This is a genomic window from Mycobacterium sp. (assembly GCF_019243155.1).
Lineage (GTDB): Bacteria > Actinomycetota > Actinomycetes > Mycobacteriales > Mycobacteriaceae > Mycobacterium.
On record NZ_JAFAUS010000171.1, the window covers coordinates 1 to 16,536 of the forward strand.

A 16,536-nucleotide genomic window follows, 5' to 3' on the forward strand; every position below is an offset into this window, starting at 1 on the left:
GAGTACCAGGGCTCGACGAGCACCGAGATCATCTTGGGCAGGTTGTAGACGACGCTCTGGTAGCGACCGAATTCCTGAAGTGCCTTACCGGTCACCGGCTCCAGCTCGATGTCGGTCGGCATGTTCTGGGGCTCACCCCAGGTCACCTCGACCCGCGTCATGCCGACGCCGACTCGGACGACCCCGAAGTTGAGGTCCTTGCCGTCGGGCTTGCGCTCCCACATCCGCGACGACCCCACCGCGGCGGCCAGGGTCGTGGGCGCGGGGTGGAACCACCGGTAGTTGGCGTCCATGCTGTCGGCCGACTCGTGCGCGGTGTCGCGCAGCATGTCCAGCATCAGCATGAACTGGGCGCGCATCGAGTCCAGCTTGGGCCGGCTCATCTGCTGCTGACCGCCGAACCGGCCGCCGAACATCATCATCGCGACGCCACCGATCATGAAGATCGGGAAGATCGAGCCGGCGCCGCCGAACACGTGTGAGCCGCTGGCGAAGGTCATCGCGACCATACCGATCAGCAGACCGACTACTACGACGCCGACCACGATCAGCCACCAGGGCTTGCCTTCCGGCGGCGGAATGCTCAGCGGCGTCGGAAGGACGATGTTCTCCGGCTTGATTACCGGAGGCTTCTCCGGTGTCGGCCGCGCAAATCCACGTTTCACTTAGGTACCGCCAACTCTGCAGGGGACATATCCATCGGTAAGGTGTCGTGCTCCACCAGCGCATCCGCGCGCGACAAGGTCGGACCTTGCGGGAGCAGTCGCAGCGCCACCCACGGCGCCAGGCTCGCCTTAGCTTTCAAGCCCAAGGCCTCTCGTACATCGCGTGTGTCGTCGACTCCGAAGCGGGCGCCCGCGTCCGTCAGCCACCACAGCGATTCGGTCGTCTTGGCCCCGGGGTCATTGCCCGTGACCGCCACGAAGTTCGCGTAGTCGGGACCGAAGTAGACCTGGTCGGCTTCGCGGCCGGTGGTGTCAGCCTTGACCAGCGACACCACCTTGGTCGCGTTGTCGGCCGCGATCGGCAGGGTCGCGCCGGAGATGACCTGGACCCGGGCCCGGTTCTCACCCGAGGTCTTCTGCCACCACCAGCAGGTCGCCGGATTCTCGCGGATGTCTGACACGTTCAGCGGGGCGTCGGGGTAGGACGACAGATCCAGCTTGTTGACGACCGGCATCTTCGCCAGCGCCGACGGCTCCACGGTCACCGGCTTGGTGTTGCCCGGGCCGGCGTTCTGCAGGATCTGAGCTACCAGCGGGGGCAGCGTCTGCACGCCGTCGGCCAACACCAGCGAGTACTGCTGCGGCCCACTGATCTGCGGGGTGACGATCACCGTGCCGATCGGACCGGGCGCATTCGGGAACGTCGCCGGCGCACCGGCGTTCCCGATCTGCGGGACCGTCAGCTCGGGACCCACCGGGAGCGCGTCGAACAGGGCCCGGCTCATGGGCTTGGCCATGTTGACCTGCTCGGGGGTCAGCCCAAGCGGCAGCAGCACGGACCGGTTCATCGCGTCGATGCGGGAGCGGCGTCCGTCCCGGATCACCCAGGGATCGCCGCCGTAGTTCAGGACCACGGCATCCGAACCGGTCAGCACCTTGCGGTGGTTGCTCAGATCCGGGGTGCCGTCGATCACGGTTACCGTCACCCCCGACGGCGCACCGGAGCTGGTCGAGTTGGCCACGGTGTCGCACACCAGCCAGGACGACGCTTCCGGAGTCGTGGGGTGGAAGCTCGTCGGCGCACCGGGAATGCCCACCAGCGGGCCGCGCGCCAGGTTGGCGATCTGGTTCGACTTGACCAGGTGCGGGTTGTCCGCGCGGCCCGTGATCAGCCGCGCCGAAGCCAGGTTCAGCGCCGGGTACAACTTGTCGCCGACGTGGACGTACAGGGCGCCGGAGTCACGGTCGGCGATGATCGGCGAATCCCCGACCTGGCCCGCCGGGCTGAGGAACGAGTAGAGCAGGGCGCCCAGGCAGATCACCAGCGCCGCCGAAATCGACGCCACCACGGCCAGGTTCTGGCGCCGTCCGGGCTCGATCTCCATGCGGACGCGCCACCGGGTGAGCGCCATCGCGGTCCGGCGAGCAAGGAACTGATAACCACTCACCTGGGTCCGCGTCGACAGCCCGAGGCCGTAACCCGACCCGCGTCTCTCTTCCGCCACGTTTATTCACCATCCGGTCTGCTAGAACGCCTGGATATTCTCCACCGCGCGAATTACATCGACAACGGTAAGGCACCTGTAGGTACCTCGCCACGCGGCAACGACCAGGGTTAACTTCTACATCTCTTTACGTACATCTATCCGGACGCCCGCACCGCGTCGGGACTGCCACTGGCGCCACGATGGCAGGCGCCACTGAGCTGGCATTTCTGTCCACCACGAATCCCCTGACCGGAATTACTGCGTCCCCTGAAGGCATCGTAGTGGCGGTGCGCCGACTCGTCCTGTCGAACGAAAGACCGCAGCGAATCTTTGCGGAGCTGCGCAATAGATTAAGGACGCAGCGCACTCGCACAGCAAAAAAGGCGGTCCGCCCCGAGTCGTCGACTGCCAGATCCGGGCAGCAAGATGGCGGGTATGACTGAGCTCGCGCCCTCGTTGGTCGAACTTGCCCGCAGGTATGGCATCGCAACGGAGTACGAGGACTGGACCGGGCGCCGCGTGCCGGTCCCGCGGACCACGCTGGTGGCGGTGTTGGCCGCCCTGGGCGTGGCGGGCGACGACGAGCAGGAGCGCAACGTCGCACTGACGGCGAAGCTACGGTCCTACTGGGCGCGCCGCCTGCCCCCGACCGTCGTCGGCCGCACCGGCGAGCAGATTCGCTTCTGGGCGCACGTCACCCACGGTGATCCGGCCGAGGTGTGGCTACAGCTCGAGGACGGCACCCTGCGCCGCGACATCCCGCAGGTCGACAACTTCACCCCGCCCTTCAATCTGGACGGGCGCTGGGTGGGTGAGGCCAGCTTCGTGCTGCCCACCGACGTGCCGCTGGGCTATCACCGGCTACACCTACTTTCGGGCGGCTCCGAAACCAGCGGCGCGCTGATCGTGACGCCCGATTGGCTCGGCCTGCCGGAGGGGCTCGGCGCCCGGCGCGCCTGGGGCCTGGCCACCCAGCTCTACAGCGTGCGGTCCCGGCAGTCGTGGGGCGTCGGTGATCTCACCGATCTGACCGACCTCGCTGTCTGGTCGGCGTCGCGCCATGGCGCCGACTACATACTGGTCAATCCCCTACACGCCGCTGGTTTTTCTGGGCGGACCAGCCGTATGGAGCCGTCGCCGTATCTGCCGACATCGCGGCGGTTCGTCAATCCGATTTATCTTCACGTTGAGGCGATCCCGGAATTCGCCGAGCTGACCAAACGCAGCCGGATCCGGCGGCTGCGCTCCGAGGTTCAGCACCGGGCCGGCCGGCTCGACGCCATCGACCGCGACAGCTCGTGGGCGGCGAAGCGCGCGGCGCTGAAGCTGGTGCATGCGGAGACCCGGTCGGCGGGCCGTGAGCTGTCCTACGCGGCGTTCCGCGACCGTGAGGGCCGCGCCCTCGACGACTTCGCCACCTGGTGCGCGCTGGCCGATAAGTACGGCGGTGACTGGCATTCCTGGCCCGACGAGCTGCAGCATCCGGCGGCTCCCGGCGTCGCGAAGTTCGCGAAAAAGCATTCGGACACAGTCGATTTCCACCGCTGGCTGCAGTGGCAACTCGACGAACAACTCGCCTCCGCACAATCACAGGCGATCCGGGCCGGAATGGCGTTGGGCGTCATGCATGACCTGGCCGTTGGCGTGCATCCCGATGGCGCCGACGCCTGGGCCCTGCAGGACGCGATGGCACTCGGCGTGACGGCGGGCGCACCGCCGGACGAGTTCAACCAGCTCGGCCAGGACTGGTCCCAGCCGCCGTGGCGCCCCGACCGGCTCGACGAACTGGAATATCAGCCCTTTCGCGCGCTGATCCGCGCGGTGCTGCGCCATGCCGGCGGTGTGCGCATCGACCACATCATCGGGTTGTTCCGGCTCTGGTGGATCCCCGAGGGCGCGCCGCCGACCGAGGGAACCTACGTCCGCTACGACCACGAAGCGATGATCGGGATCGTCGCCTTGGAAGCGCATCGGGCCGGCGCGGTGGTCGTCGGCGAGGATCTCGGCACGGTCGAGCCCTGGGTTCGCGACTACCTGCTGTTGCGCGGTCTGCTGGGAACCTCGATCCTCTGGTTCGAGCTGGACCGCGACGGAAGCGGTGGCCCGCTGCCCGCCGAGCGCTGGCGGGAGTACTGCCTGTCCAGCGTCACCACCCACGATCTGCCTCCGACCGCGGGCTATCTCGCGGGTGACCATGTGCGGCTGCGTGAGTCGCTGGGCTTGCTGACGCGACCCGTGGAGGAAGAACTCGAATCCGACCGGGCCGAACTGGCAGGTTGGATGGCGGAGTTGCGCCAGGTGGGCCTGCTCGAGGAGGACGAGGACGACCCGGAAGCCGTCATTCTCGCCCTGTACCGGTATCTGGGCCGGACGCCATCGCGGCTCCTCGGGGTGGCACTGACCGACGCGGTCGGCGACCGCCGGACCCAGAATCAGCCCGGCACCACCGACGAATATCCCAACTGGCGGGTTCCACTGACCGGCCCCGACGGCGACGCGATCATGCTCGAAGACGTGTTCACCGATCCACGGGCCGCGGCGCTCGCCGAAGCCGTGCGCTTCGCGATTACACCCGCGACCGTCGAGGGCGCCGCCCGTTAGCTCTGTTAACTTCGGAGCTCATGAAGATTTCCGTCTTCGCGCCGGTCGCCGAGGGCGTCACCGCGGATCCGGATTGGATGGTGGCCTTCGCGACCCACCTCGAACGGTGCGGATTCGAATCTATCGTTGTCGCCGAGCACACCGCTCTTGTCACCGACTACGACAGCGTCTATCCCTACGACAGTTCCGGACGCGTCGGGCTCACGCCCGACTGTCCCATCCCCGACCCGCTCGACCTGCTGGCGTTTCTGGCCGCCCACACCGACCGGCTGGGTCTGGCCACCGGCGTGCTGGTCCTGCCCAACCACCATCCGGTGGTGCTCGCCAAGCGGGCCGCCACCGTCGACGTGTTCTCGAGGGGACGCCTGCGGCTGTGTGTTGGGGTGGGCTGGCTCAAGGAAGAGGTCGAAGCCTGCGGAGCCGACTTCGACAGCCGCGGCAGGCGGGCCGACGAGCAACTCTCCGTAATGCGGGCACTGTGGGCCGACCGGCCCCGCGGGGTTTCCCACCACGGCGAATTCTTCAACTTCGACAACGTGATGTGTTACCCGAAACCTGTTGCCCACGAACGGCTTCCGATCCACATCGGCGGGCACAGCAAGGCGGCGGCGCGCCGCGCCGGACGCTTCGGCGACGGTTTTCAGCCGCTCGGGGTGGCCGGTCCGCAACTCGCGTCGCTGATTGCGTTGATGCGCGACGAGGCGTCTTGGGCGGGCCGTGACCCGGCCGCCCTGGAAGTGTCACTGGGTCACCTGGTCACCAAGATCGATGCGGAGCGTGCGGGTGTTCTGGCCGATCAGGGCGCCGATCGAGTGGTGCTGGCGATGCCGCCGACCACCGACATCGACGAGGTCAAAGACATGCTGTCGGCATGTGCGCAACGCCTCTCGCTGACCTCGTGACCCGGGCATGACGCTTTCAACGGAAGACCGGATAGAGCTCAGCGCACTGGTGCACCGGTACGCGGCCCACGTCGACGATCGTCAATTCGGTTCAGTTGCAGAGCTTTTCACGACCACGTCCGAGCTGGTTGTGCCCGAGCCGCCGGCCGATTTGACTCCGCTTCATCCGCATCGGGGCCGCGACGCCATCGCCGCCGCGGTCGGGGCCGTCGCCGCGGTCCTACGCACCGAACACTCGATCGTCGGCGAGGTCTACGCAGGGGCGCCCGACGCTGCCACGGGCCGGATCACGTGCATCGCGCACCACTGGAACCGGCGTGACGACGAGTTCTTCGACTTGGTCTGGCATTTGCGCTACGACGACAAGTACGAGAAGACCGACGCGGGCTGGCGGATCAGCCGCCGCGAGTTGACAATCAATGCCATCGAGACCCGGCCGGTGCGTCGGCTGCGTTTACCCGAAACAACTTGACCGGGTTGATTTCCTCACGTCGTCAAAACACGGGATGCCGTTTAAGCCGGGCTGTCTTCCGGGTAGCAGAAAGGCATCAATAAAGACAGAGTGACAGCAGAGGAGACGGCCATGAGGCACGACCCTGTCGGCGATGATCGGATAACCGGTAGGCCCGCCAATGATGCCGAGCGCATGGCCGGGCTCGCCATCGTCGGCGCCGCCGCATTGGCACTCGTCGTGTGCGTGGCGACTTTCGCGCTCGGCCACGCGGGCGCGGGCGTTGTCGCTGCCAGCGTCGCCTTGCTGGCGTTCGGAGCCGGTCTGTCCTGGCTTGCGATGGATCGCAGGCGGATTCGCCAGGAAGAACGGGATTGGCTGGTTAGCCATTCGGCGCGGTAGCCGTCACTGCAAAGCAGCGAGGTTGTCCACGGACTTCTGCACGTCGGACCGCAAAATCCTCGCAACCAGGCCGCCGATCGGCCCGCTCAGCACGCCGCCCTTGATGTCGGCGGTGAGGTGAAAGTTAGTGCCCGGGTTGTCGTTCTTGACCGTCATCGCCACTGTGAGACGAATCCCACCGCGCCCGCGGCCTTGCAGCTCAATCGATTTGGGCTCGTCGTACCGGGTGACGGTCCAGTGGATGACATTGCGGAAACCTTTGACCTTGACGCAGGAGGAGACGCACGTGCCCTCCTCGATCGTCGAGGGAACTGGCCCGCGCCAACCCGCGAAAATTGTCATCCATTCTTCGAATCGACTCAGGTCGGACGCCAGCTTCCAGGCGGCCTCCGGTTCTACCTGCGACGACACCGAAACATCTACTCGTGCCAAGGCTTGCCCGTCCCTCCCGGATTCGTTTCCCACGATGGCTTTCGTCGGTCTGGAGTACCCGAACGCCGCCGGGCCTACGCTGCCTAGGGCCAGGCCTGTTCCAGCTGATGGGCCACATCGATGATTTGCGCGGCCTGCGACTGGGGCGCGTCGATCTCCTCGGCGACATATTGCGCGATGAACCGCCGGATTTCTCCGTCGACGCCCGCGAGGATCCGCAGCACCTCGCCGCGGAATGACTGGGATGACACATTGACGGTGATGTCGGACGGCCGCGGCTTGGCGACGTCGACGATCAGCAGCAACGGTTCGGCGGCACGCGCCGTGGCTCGCAGCGCGATGTCCCCGGAGACCACGAACCGCTGCTTGTCCAGCCGCAGGTCGAGCAACAGGTCGATCGACAGCGGAATGTGGATGACGAAGGTGATGCTGTCGCCGATACTCCGCGTGACCTTGGGGTCTTGAATCTTGACGCTGGCGCTGACTTTCGCGATCCCGCCGGGCCCCTGCGCAATCGGTTCCATGGCGAACTCGTTGCCGGCGATATCGGCGAACGCATTGGCGACACGCTCGGGCGTGACGGCGACCTCGAAGAATCTTCGGCCGAACTCTTCGTAGGTGACATAATCGTGATTCGACATAGGCTTATACCGTCTCACGTCCCCTGCCGGAACCGTTGCTGATCTGCACGCGTCGCAGCAATTCCGCCGCAGATGCGTACCTGGTCGACCACCGAAGCGGGCCTGGTATCCAAGCGATGTAATCACCGTCGATTTCGTCGCTATGTGAAGCACACCACACATCGGTGGCTTCGAGTCGAAGTGTCGGGTGCAAGCCTGCGAGGCTTGACGGCTTGGAGGTGTTTTCAGTCTTATGTGTGCCCAGGAAGTAACTGAGCAGCGCTCGGCACTGTCGGGTGTAGCGGGGTTGTTCACCTGGCTCGGCGGCGGACACCGGAGTGAACTCGGCGAGCGCCACGAGCGATCCACCCACGCCGTCACCGGCGCGGTCGTGCTGTTCGGAGCCGTGCTGGCCGGCCTGGTCGCGGGCCTGGCAGTGAGCGAGTCGACCTCTTGGCCGATCCTTGCCGTGGTCGCGTTCACGCTCGTCTTTGCTGTGCTGATCGGTGCGGTTTCGCGCGGCATCGCGGCGGGTGCCCGGCGTGGCTGGAGCGGGGTCGCGGGACGTGCGGCGGTGGCCACCGCGGTCGGTGTCGTCGTCGGCGAACTAGCAGCGCTCGTCGTGCTTTCCAGTTCGATCGACCACCGTCTCGACGAACGCGCTCTGCGCGATGCCGACACAGCACCCGCCGTAGTGCAGGCATCGGTGTCCCTGCAACAGGCCAAGAACGCACGCAACGCGCTCGACACGGCTGTCGAGCAGGCGCGCGAGCGTCAGGACCAGGCTTTGGTGATCGCGCGTTGCGAATACCACCCGACGCCCTCATGCCCGCAGACGCGGATCACCGGCGTACCCGGCACAGGTCCCGAAACACGAACGGCCGACGAGCTTCTCGCGGACGCACAGCATGAGCTGGATAACGCGCTGGCGACCCGGGACAGCCAAGCGCCCGAGTCGGACGCCAAGATCACTCATGCGCAGCAGGCCCTTGACCAGGCGCGCCACGGCGTGGTGGCCGACGCCGGCCGGGGACTCGGCACGCGCTGGGTCGCGATGAACGACTTCACGCTGGCGAACGCCGGCGCGCTGACGCTGCGGCTGCTGACGATCGGTTTCTGCGTGTTGGTTTACCTGCTGCCGCTGATCCTGGGAATGTGGCGGGGCGAGACCACACACGACCGGCATGCGACCGCGCGCGCCGACCGCGAACGCGCCGAACTCGAGGCTGAAACCGCGATCGCGATCAAGCGGGCCGAGGTTCGCCGCGAGGCCGAAATCCTCTGGGCCGAACACCAACTCACGCAGGCCCGCCTTGCCATCGAGGCACAGACCGAAATCGATCGCGAGCAACAGCGTCGGCGGGTCATCGAAGCTTTCGAACCTCCGGTGCTTGCTCCCCCGCAACGTACCTTCGAGCCGGCTGATGAGGACATCTACCTGCCGATCGCCGCCGAGGCGGAGGCTGCCAGTCGAGCCGTCACGCTGCCGCCACCGGCTGAGTTGGAAAGCCCGGACACGGCCGGTATCCCTGAGAACTTGCCTGCGTCCGTTGAGCCTGCGCTGGTTGAGCCCGGCCGCGAGGATGAACCGCAGCACGATCGGGCCACGCCGCTCATCCCATCGATCCCGGGCGTCACCAAGGCCGCGGCGCGCTGGATCCGCCCACTGGTTCCGCCCATCGTGGCGCGGGTGATCGACACGACGACAGCGCCCCTGCGGAGCGCGCGCCACGCGATCGAAGAGGTCGTCGAAGAGGCGGAGGAAATCACGATCTCGCTCAAGCGCACCCGCAGTGTGAAAGTCAATTCTGCGGTGTCGGAGACAAGCGGCTGGCATTCCGCGACTTCGGAAGCCCCGTCCGGCGAAGGGTTCGTCGACTCGGCGCGCGAACGACGTGCAGGTGCCGCGCGCCGGCCGGTCGGTGCGCACGCGCGGCAGGCTTCGTTGCCGCGCCGGACCACGAAAGACGCCGCGGGCCTGCCCCTGGAGTCGGCGGAGCACGGCGACAAGCCCGCTTTGACGAAGCGGGATGGTCCTCCGGAACTCGACTCATACGAGGGGCCGCGCCAGTTGCCGCCGTCGAAGTAGCGTGGGCAGCGCGAATCCTCAGCGAATCAGGTTTATTCCGTAGTCGATTCCGGATGCGGCGGGAATAACGTTGGGGGCCTTGCGAAAGCGCTTGACACGCCGCCGCGTCGGCCACCGCAGTAAGAGCCGGTGAGCCGGACCCGCCGGTGGAACGGCCGGGTTACCCCTCGGTATCTCGGCCGTCCCAACGTCTTCGCCCGCAATCAGCAAGTCACGCCGGCGGACTCGAAGGCGGACTCGAACAGCTGACCCCATTCGTAACGGGCCGCGGACTGTGCGTCGACGAAGCTCGGAGTCTTCGCACCGTCGCCGGCAAGATGGACAAGCGCCCACGCAATGGCGAAAACCGGCACCTTGTGCCGTAGCGCGGCGTTGTGCAGCTCATCCAGAGCGGCTTCCGATGGGCAGCGGCGAAGGCCGATGAGAATGCCCCGCGCGGTGTCGAGAATGCGGCCAGAGTTCGGGCCACATGAAGTCTGGGCGGGAACCCATGCTGTCGTCATGTAAGTGGATACCTCCTGCTGCGCCCCAACGAAATCCGCTACCCGGAGTAGCGGCAGAGGAATTCGTGCGCTACGCGTCGTTGCGACGGCAATCCTCAAGGGCACCTTGTGTCATCATTTGGTGATTGACGACGTTGTGCCAGATAACCGCTCGGATTGATACGGGGTCGTGACCGTTTCGGGATCGACTGTCCATCAACGAATTCCGTGTTCTTGCTGGTCAAGAATGAAATCGTGGGTAATGTCAGAGAATTGCCTTGAGATCCTTGGCTTTGGCGATGTCATCCCAGTCGATGTCGAGTTCCAGCAGGATTTCCTCGGTGTGCTGCCCATGTTCGGGCGCACGCGCGGGAGCCGGTGGCGTTTCGTCGAATTGAACCGGCGCGGCGACGATCCGGTACTTCTCACCTTGGTCGTCGACGTTGATCACGACATACCCGTTGGGTTCGACTTGCGGGTCGTTCAGGGTTTCGCGCGGCGTCGCCAGGGCGCCCCAGACGCCGGGTTCGTCATGCAACACCTTCTGCCAGTGCGCGAGGTCGTGGGCCGCAAACGCATTGGCGAAGATCTCGGTGGCCGCCGCCGCGTTGGCGATCAGGTTGCTCGACGGCACGAACCGCTCGTCGGTGACGAACTCCCCCAGCCCCATTCGCTCGCAGAAGCCTGCCCAGAACTTGTCGGGCTGCAAGAACACCAGCTGAATCCACCGGCCGTCTTTCGTCTTGTACCGGTTGACGAGCGGGTTGATTGCCAATCCCGGTGGTGCACCGGGGATCCCGTCGATGTCGAAGAAGTCGGCCGCACAAATCGACGGCGCGATGGACCACATCGCCTGGGCGAGCAGCGAGGAGTCCACGATCGTGGGCTCTCCCGTCCGTTCGCGGTGGAACAAGGCAGCGCACACGCCACCGGCCAGCGTCGCGCCGCCCTGCAGATCGCCGAAGCCCGGGCCCTGGACGGCGGGCGTGTCGGTCCCGAACGGCGTGAGCGTGTACGCGACTCCGCCACGCGCTAAATAGGTGGCGGCGTCGAAACCGCCGCGGTCGCGATCCGGGCCTCGCACGCCCAGGCCCGTCCCGCGGGCGATGATGATCTTCGGGTTGAACGCGCGGACGTCCTCGACCGTCAGCCGTGCCCGCTCGAGCGCGCCCGGCAGCCAGTTGGTGAGAAACACGTCCGCGCTGGCCAACAGCCGGCCGAACAATTCCCGGCCCGTTTCTGACTTGATGTCGATCGCGATGCTGCGCTTGCCCCGGTTTCCGAGCTCCAGGATGAAATCGGCGTCCGGGCGCGCCGCCTCTCGGGTGAAACCGCCGACCACCAGCGCGCGTCCTGGGTCGCCCGAGGCGACGCCTTCCACCTTGATGACGTCGGCACCCCAGTCCGAGAGGGCGGCGCCGGCCGACGGGACGTATGTCCACGACGCCAACTCGATCACCCGGACGCCGTCGAGGACACCCCCGTGCGCACCTGACATCGCCAACCTCCTGGGGCGCGAGCCTTTACTTGCTATTTTAGATATTCTAGCTACTCTAAGGCATGATAGCCCGGCCGCAGCCACGCGCAGGTTTACGTGGAAGAGACGCGATGGAGCCGATCTTTGGTCCGATCCCGATCCCCGTTGCGGTGAGCGCGTGGGGAATCGCAGGGCAGGTCAACCGTCGCACCCCGACTTCGTCCGCTGCTGTGCGCGCCCTCGAACCTTTGATTGGCGAATCCGAACAAGTTGTGCCCCAACGCGGGTCGCAAAAAGGTCGTTGATGTAGGGACCGGACAAAGGACGAATCGATGGGCAGGGTTACCGGCAAAGTCGCCGTGGTCAGCGGGGCGGCCCGCGGTCAGGGCCGTTCGCACGCGCGGATGCTGGCGGCGGAGGGCGCGGACATCATCGCCGTGGACCTGTGCGCTGACATCGAGACCAACGAATATCCGCTGGCCCGGCCCGAGGACCTCGACGAGACGGCGCGGCTGGTCCAAAAGGAAGGGCAGCGGGCGTTCACCGCGATCGCCGACGTCCGCGACCGCGTCGCCCTGTCGACGGCGATCGACGAGGGCGTCGCCGAGTTCGGGCATCTCGACATCGTGGTCGCCAACGCCGGCATCTGCCCGCTCACCGCGGGTCTCCCTCCGCAGGCGTTCGCTGACGCGGTCGACGTGGACCTGGGCGGGGTGCTGAACCTCGTGCACTCGAGCCTCAAACACCTGCACGCCGGCGCGTCGATCATCGTGATCGGTTCCAACGCGGCGTTCATGTCGTCGATGAACACCACCGGCATCGACGGCGGGCCGGGCGGGGCTGGGTATGCATTCGCGAAATTGGCTGCCGCACACTACGTCAACGACTTCGCGCTGGCGCTCGCCCCGTTCTCGATCCGCATGAACGCCGTGCACCCGACGAACGTCAACACCGACATGTTGCACAGCCCGCCGATGTACCGGGCCTTCCGACCGGACCTGAAGAGCCCGGCCCGCGAGGATGCCGAGCCGGTTTTCCCGCTCGTGCAGGCGATGCCGATCCCCTATGTCGAACCCGAAGACATCAGCGAGGCGGTGCTCTTCCTCGCCTCGGATGCCGCCCGCTATGTCACCGGGCAGCAGCTGCGCATCGACGGTGGCGGCTTCCTCAAGGTCAAGCCGTGGTCGGGTGCATGAATCAATGAAGCTGAGCGGCAACGAGACTCCGAGGGAGTCGGTGAGCGACGGCGACACCACAACGGGCGTTGAGCGTCGACTGTACGAACTGATGGTCTTGATGAAGGCGGCCGACGACCGACTATCCAAGGGCATCGGTACCGGCGAGTTCATGTGCGTCTATTGGCCGTCCCGTGGACAGGAAGCGATCGCCGCCGCGATGGGTGTGGCGCTGCGGCCCGACGACCAGCTGGTGACGACCTACCGCGGACTGCACGACCTCATCGGCAAAGGTGTCCCGCTCGAGGAGATCTACGGCGAGATGATGGGCCGCGTCGTCGGCGCCAGCCGCGGCAAGGGCGGCACCATGCACATCGCCAAACCCGACAAGGGCGTGATGCTCTCGACCGGGATCGTCGGAGCCGGACCACCGGTGGCGGTGGGGCTGGCGATGGCCGCCAAACGCAAAGGCCTCGACCGCGTCACGGTGGTCAGCTTCGGAGATGGCGCGACGAACACCGGATCCTTCCACGAGGCCGCCAACATGGCCGCGCTGTGGGATCTGCCGATGGTGTTCGTGTGCCAGAACAATCTCTACGCCGAGATGACGCCGACGTCGGACACCATGAAGCTGAAACACGTCGCCGAGCGGGCGACCGGATACGGCATGCCGGGGGTGCGCGTCGACGGCAACGACCCGCTTGCGGTGAAATCGGCACTCGATCAAGCGTTGCAGCGCGCCCGTGACGGAGCCGGCCCCACGTTCATCGAATGCGTGACGTTCCGCTTCCGCGGCCACTACTTCGGTGACCGGATGCCGTATATCCCTAAGGAGCAACTGGCCGCGGCGATGGCGGCCGACCCGGTGCCACGGTTCCGCAACCACCTCGCCAAGGCCGGGGTCTGCGACGCGGACGAGCTCGACCGCATCGACGACGAGGCACTGCAGGCCGTCGAAGCGGCACTGAAAACCGTTCTGGCAGCGGCCTCCCCGTCGATCGAGGAGCTCGACCACGACGTGTACGCCACCCCGATCAAGTTTCCGGTATGAGGAAGCGAACCTCATGACAGACAAAGAGATGACGATGCGCGAGGCGCTCAACCTCGCGCTGGACCAGGCGCTCGAGGCGGACGACAGGGTGTTCTTGCTCGGCGAGGACATCGCCGATCCGGGGGCGTCCGGGCCGACGGCAGGGTTGTCGACTAAGTACGGCCACGACCGGGTCCTCGATACCCCGATCTCGGAGGCTGCGATCGTCGGTGCGGCCATCGGCGCCGCCATCGACGGCCTGCTGCCGGTGGCCGAGATCATGATCATGGACTTCATCGGCATCGCCGCCGACCAGTTGATCAACAACGCCGCCAAGCTGAGGTTCATGACGGCCGGGCGGACGACGGCGCCGATCACCATCCGCACCCAGGTCTACGCCGGACTCGCCACCGGCGCCACGCACTCGCAAAGCCTCGAGGCGTGGTTCATGCACATCCCCGGGATGAAGGTGATCGTGCCGTCGACGCCGCGCGACGGGAAAGGCCTGCTGACATCGGCGATCTTCGACGAAGACCCCTGCCTGTTCGTCGAAACCATCCGGCTGCAGAGCAAGAAGGGGCCCGTCCCCGTCGATCCGGGATTCTCGATTCCGCTGGGCCAGGCCGACATCAAGCGGCCCGGCACCGATGTCACCCTGATCAGTTACGGCCGCTGCGTGCACGAGGCGCTCAGCGCCGCAACGACACTGCAGGAAAGCGGCATCAGCGCCGAGGTCGTCGACCTGCGCACCCTGGTGCCACTCGATGTTGACACGATCGTCGACTCCGTTCGTCGCACCCGGCGGGCGGTGATCGCCCATGATGCGGTCGAATTCGGGGGCCCGGGAGCCGAAATCGCCGCGGTCCTGCAATCGGAATTGTTCGGAGTGCTGGCCGCCCCGGTCGAGCGAGTCGCCGCCCGGTTCGTGCCCAATCCGGCCGCCGCGCAGCTCGAGGCGCAGGTGTATCCCTCCGCGGCGCGCATCGCGGCGGCCGCGCAGCGGACCATGCGGGAAGCGAAAGTGCGTGGCTGAGTTCATCATTCGCATCCCCCGGGTGTCGGTGGCGGTCTCCGAGGCCGAGCTCACCGGCCTGCTCGTCGACGCCGGTGAACACGTCGACGAGGGCACCCCGATCTACGTGATCGCTACGGAAAAGGTGGAACAGGAGATCGAAGCGGGAGCGTCGGGCACCGTGCGGTGGACGGGCCAGGTCGGGACCACGTATGACATCGGCGCCGAAATCGGCGTCATCACCTCGTAACGGAAGGAAGAGCCGACAGATGGATCTCAACGAGACCCGCGAAAGAATCATCTACCAAAAAGAAGGGGCCATCGCGAAGGTCACGCTCAACTGGCCCGAGAAGGCCAACGCCCAGGACCAGAAGCTGGCCGAAGAGGTCGACGCCGCCCTGCTGGACGCCGACCGCGACTACGACATCAAAGTCCTGATCCTCAAGGCCAACGGCAAGGGTTTCTGCTCGGGACATGCGATCGGCAACAACGCCGTCGACTACCCGGACTTCGTCAAGGGCGCCCAGGTCATGGGCACACCGTGGAAGCCGCAGACCGATCTGTTCGTGAAACCGATCCTGAACCTGTGGGAGTTCTCCAAGCCGACCATCGCGCAGGTGCACGGCTACTGTGTCGGCGGCGGCACGCACTACGGCCTGACCACCGACATCGTCATCGCCTCCGAGGACGCCTACTTCTCCTACCCGCCACTGCAGGGCTTCGGCATGCCTTCGGGCGAATGCTCAATCGAGCCATGGGTTTTCATGAACTGGCGGCGTGCGGCCTATTACCTTTACCTCGCCGAGGTCATCGACGCCAAGAAGGCACTGGAGGTCGGCCTGGTCAACGAGGTGGTGCCGCGAGAGGAGCTGGACGCCCGCGTGGAGGCGATCGCCCGCCACATCGCCCAGGCGCCGATGACGACGCTGCTGGCGACCAAGGCCAACCTGAAGCGTGCCTGGGAGCTGATGGGCATGCGGGTACACTGGCAGAGTTCCAACGACCTCGTCGCCCTCGCCTCGATCAGTAAGGATGTCCAGGAACTGATCCAGACGGTCTTCAAGGACAAGGTGCTGCCGTCCGAGCAAGCGCGGCGCCAGGCCGCGGCCGCCGCATCGAACGATGGCGCTTCGGCCATTTAACGGCCACGAGCTAGGGCCCCGCCGATGAACATCGCCGACCACGCGAGCGCGGCTCCGCAGTCGCCGGCGCTGATCATCGACGACGACGCGGTCTCCTACGGCGACCTGCACGCGAGGAGCCAACGGGTCGCCGCCCTGCTGCACGACGCCGGGCTGCGGCGCGGCGACGGCGTGGCCCTGGTGTTGCCCAATCGGCCTGAGTTCTTCGAAATCACCTGGGGCTGCCAGCTTTCCGGACTCTACTACACCGCTGTCAACACGCACTTCACCGCCGACGAAGTCGCCTATGTCATCGACGATTCCGACGCGAAGGCGGTGTTCGTCGACGCGTTCATGGCCGAACTGGCGGGGCACGTGCGAAATGCGAACGGCGCCGTGCGGGTGCACATCGCGGTTGGGGGCGACCTGCCCGCCTTTCAGTCCTACGAGGACGCCTTGGTTGCGGCGGGCGAACCGCCGCCGGTGTCCGACGGATCGGAGATGCTCTATTCGTCGGGCACGACCGGTCGGCCCAAGGCCGTCCGCCGTCCGCTGCCCGCCGACGGCAACGGGTCGTGGGCGCAGTCGGT

General features: G+C 66.3%; 16 protein-coding genes and 1 pseudogene. 11 read left to right on the forward strand and 6 right to left on the reverse strand.

Annotated elements, in window-relative coordinates:
* Nucleotides 1-665, reverse strand: a pseudogene (locus JOZ00_RS08275) (type VII secretion protein EccC); the annotation flags it as partial.
* A complete protein-coding gene (eccB, locus tag JOZ00_RS08280; RefSeq protein WP_293342299.1) occupies nucleotides 662-2,170 on the reverse strand; it encodes a type VII secretion protein EccB in 1,509 nt (502 codons plus the stop codon). The gene eccB and the pseudogene JOZ00_RS08275, both read right to left, overlap by 4 nt.
* Before the next feature lie 417 nt (nucleotides 2,171-2,587).
* Here eccB and malQ point away from each other — a divergent pair, with 417 nt between their 5' ends.
* The 4 genes from malQ (at nucleotide 2,588) to JOZ00_RS08300 (ending at nucleotide 6,508) form a co-directional block, all read left to right on the forward strand.
* Nucleotides 2,588-4,753, forward strand: coding sequence for a 4-alpha-glucanotransferase (gene malQ, locus JOZ00_RS08285; protein WP_293342302.1), 2,166 nt, complete (start codon nucleotides 2,588-2,590; stop codon nucleotides 4,751-4,753).
* Nucleotides 4,754-4,773: 20 nt separating this feature from the next.
* Nucleotides 4,774-5,655: an LLM class F420-dependent oxidoreductase gene (locus JOZ00_RS08290; protein WP_293342305.1), complete on the forward strand. Its 882-nt coding sequence runs from the start codon at nucleotides 4,774-4,776 to the stop codon at nucleotides 5,653-5,655.
* A 7-nt stretch (nucleotides 5,656-5,662) separates the two neighbouring features.
* Nucleotides 5,663-6,127: a nuclear transport factor 2 family protein gene (locus JOZ00_RS08295; protein ID WP_293342307.1), complete on the forward strand. Its 465-nt coding sequence runs from the start codon at nucleotides 5,663-5,665 to the stop codon at nucleotides 6,125-6,127.
* Nucleotides 6,128-6,238: 111 nt separating this feature from the next.
* Complete coding sequence (locus JOZ00_RS08300; RefSeq protein WP_293342310.1) at nucleotides 6,239-6,508, forward strand: LapA family protein; 270 nt, start codon at nucleotides 6,239-6,241, stop codon at nucleotides 6,506-6,508.
* Nucleotides 6,509-6,511: 3 nt separating this feature from the next.
* Here JOZ00_RS08300 and JOZ00_RS08305 read toward each other — a convergent pair whose 3' ends face one another.
* Both JOZ00_RS08305 and JOZ00_RS08310 read right to left on the reverse strand, forming a co-directional pair.
* On the reverse strand, nucleotides 6,512-6,940 hold the full coding sequence (locus JOZ00_RS08305) for an SRPBCC family protein (protein WP_293342313.1): 429 nt from the start codon (nucleotides 6,938-6,940) through the stop codon (nucleotides 6,512-6,514).
* A gap of 83 nt (nucleotides 6,941-7,023) precedes the next feature.
* The gene (locus JOZ00_RS08310) at nucleotides 7,024-7,581 is read right to left on the reverse strand and encodes a hypothetical protein (protein ID WP_293342316.1); all 558 of its coding nucleotides are present in this window, start codon (nucleotides 7,579-7,581) and stop codon (nucleotides 7,024-7,026) included.
* A gap of 232 nt (nucleotides 7,582-7,813) precedes the next feature.
* On the opposite strand from JOZ00_RS08310, the gene JOZ00_RS08315 reads away from it, so the two are divergent.
* Nucleotides 7,814-9,649 (forward strand): DUF4407 domain-containing protein, encoded by a 1,836-nt coding sequence (locus tag JOZ00_RS08315; RefSeq protein WP_293342319.1) that lies wholly within the window; start codon nucleotides 7,814-7,816, stop codon nucleotides 9,647-9,649.
* A 203-nt stretch (nucleotides 9,650-9,852) separates the two neighbouring features.
* Here JOZ00_RS08315 and JOZ00_RS08320 read toward each other — a convergent pair whose 3' ends face one another.
* Nucleotides 9,853-10,152, reverse strand: a complete 300-nt coding sequence (locus JOZ00_RS08320; RefSeq protein ID WP_293342322.1) for an antitermination regulator — start codon at nucleotides 10,150-10,152, stop codon at nucleotides 9,853-9,855.
* Nucleotides 10,153-10,396: 244 nt separating this feature from the next.
* The gene (locus tag JOZ00_RS08325; RefSeq protein ID WP_293342325.1) at nucleotides 10,397-11,629 is read right to left on the reverse strand and encodes a CoA transferase; all 1,233 of its coding nucleotides are present in this window, start codon (nucleotides 11,627-11,629) and stop codon (nucleotides 10,397-10,399) included.
* Between the two features lie 311 nt (nucleotides 11,630-11,940).
* Here JOZ00_RS08325 and JOZ00_RS08330 point away from each other — a divergent pair, with 311 nt between their 5' ends.
* From JOZ00_RS08330 to JOZ00_RS08355, 6 genes are all read left to right on the forward strand, one after another.
* Nucleotides 11,941-12,804, forward strand: coding sequence for a mycofactocin-coupled SDR family oxidoreductase (locus JOZ00_RS08330; RefSeq protein WP_293342328.1), 864 nt, complete (start codon nucleotides 11,941-11,943; stop codon nucleotides 12,802-12,804).
* A gap of 91 nt (nucleotides 12,805-12,895) precedes the next feature.
* Nucleotides 12,896-13,834 (forward strand): thiamine pyrophosphate-dependent dehydrogenase E1 component subunit alpha, encoded by a 939-nt coding sequence (locus tag JOZ00_RS08335; protein ID WP_293342343.1) that lies wholly within the window; start codon nucleotides 12,896-12,898, stop codon nucleotides 13,832-13,834.
* A 13-nt stretch (nucleotides 13,835-13,847) separates the two neighbouring features.
* Complete coding sequence (locus JOZ00_RS08340) at nucleotides 13,848-14,846, forward strand: transketolase C-terminal domain-containing protein (protein ID WP_293342331.1); 999 nt, start codon at nucleotides 13,848-13,850, stop codon at nucleotides 14,844-14,846.
* Nucleotides 14,839-15,075 carry a biotin/lipoyl-containing protein gene (locus JOZ00_RS08345; protein WP_293342334.1) on the forward strand — a complete coding sequence of 79 codons (237 nt, stop codon included), beginning with the start codon at nucleotides 14,839-14,841 and terminating at the stop codon, nucleotides 15,073-15,075. Before JOZ00_RS08340 ends, JOZ00_RS08345 begins: the two co-directional genes overlap by 8 nt.
* A 19-nt stretch (nucleotides 15,076-15,094) precedes the next feature.
* Entirely contained in the window at nucleotides 15,095-15,967 is an 873-nt protein-coding gene (locus JOZ00_RS08350; RefSeq protein ID WP_293342337.1) for an enoyl-CoA hydratase-related protein, read from the forward strand.
* Between the two features lie 24 nt (nucleotides 15,968-15,991).
* Nucleotides 15,992-16,536 (forward strand): AMP-binding protein (locus tag JOZ00_RS08355; protein ID WP_293342340.1); only part of this gene is annotated, 545 nt, incomplete at its 3' end.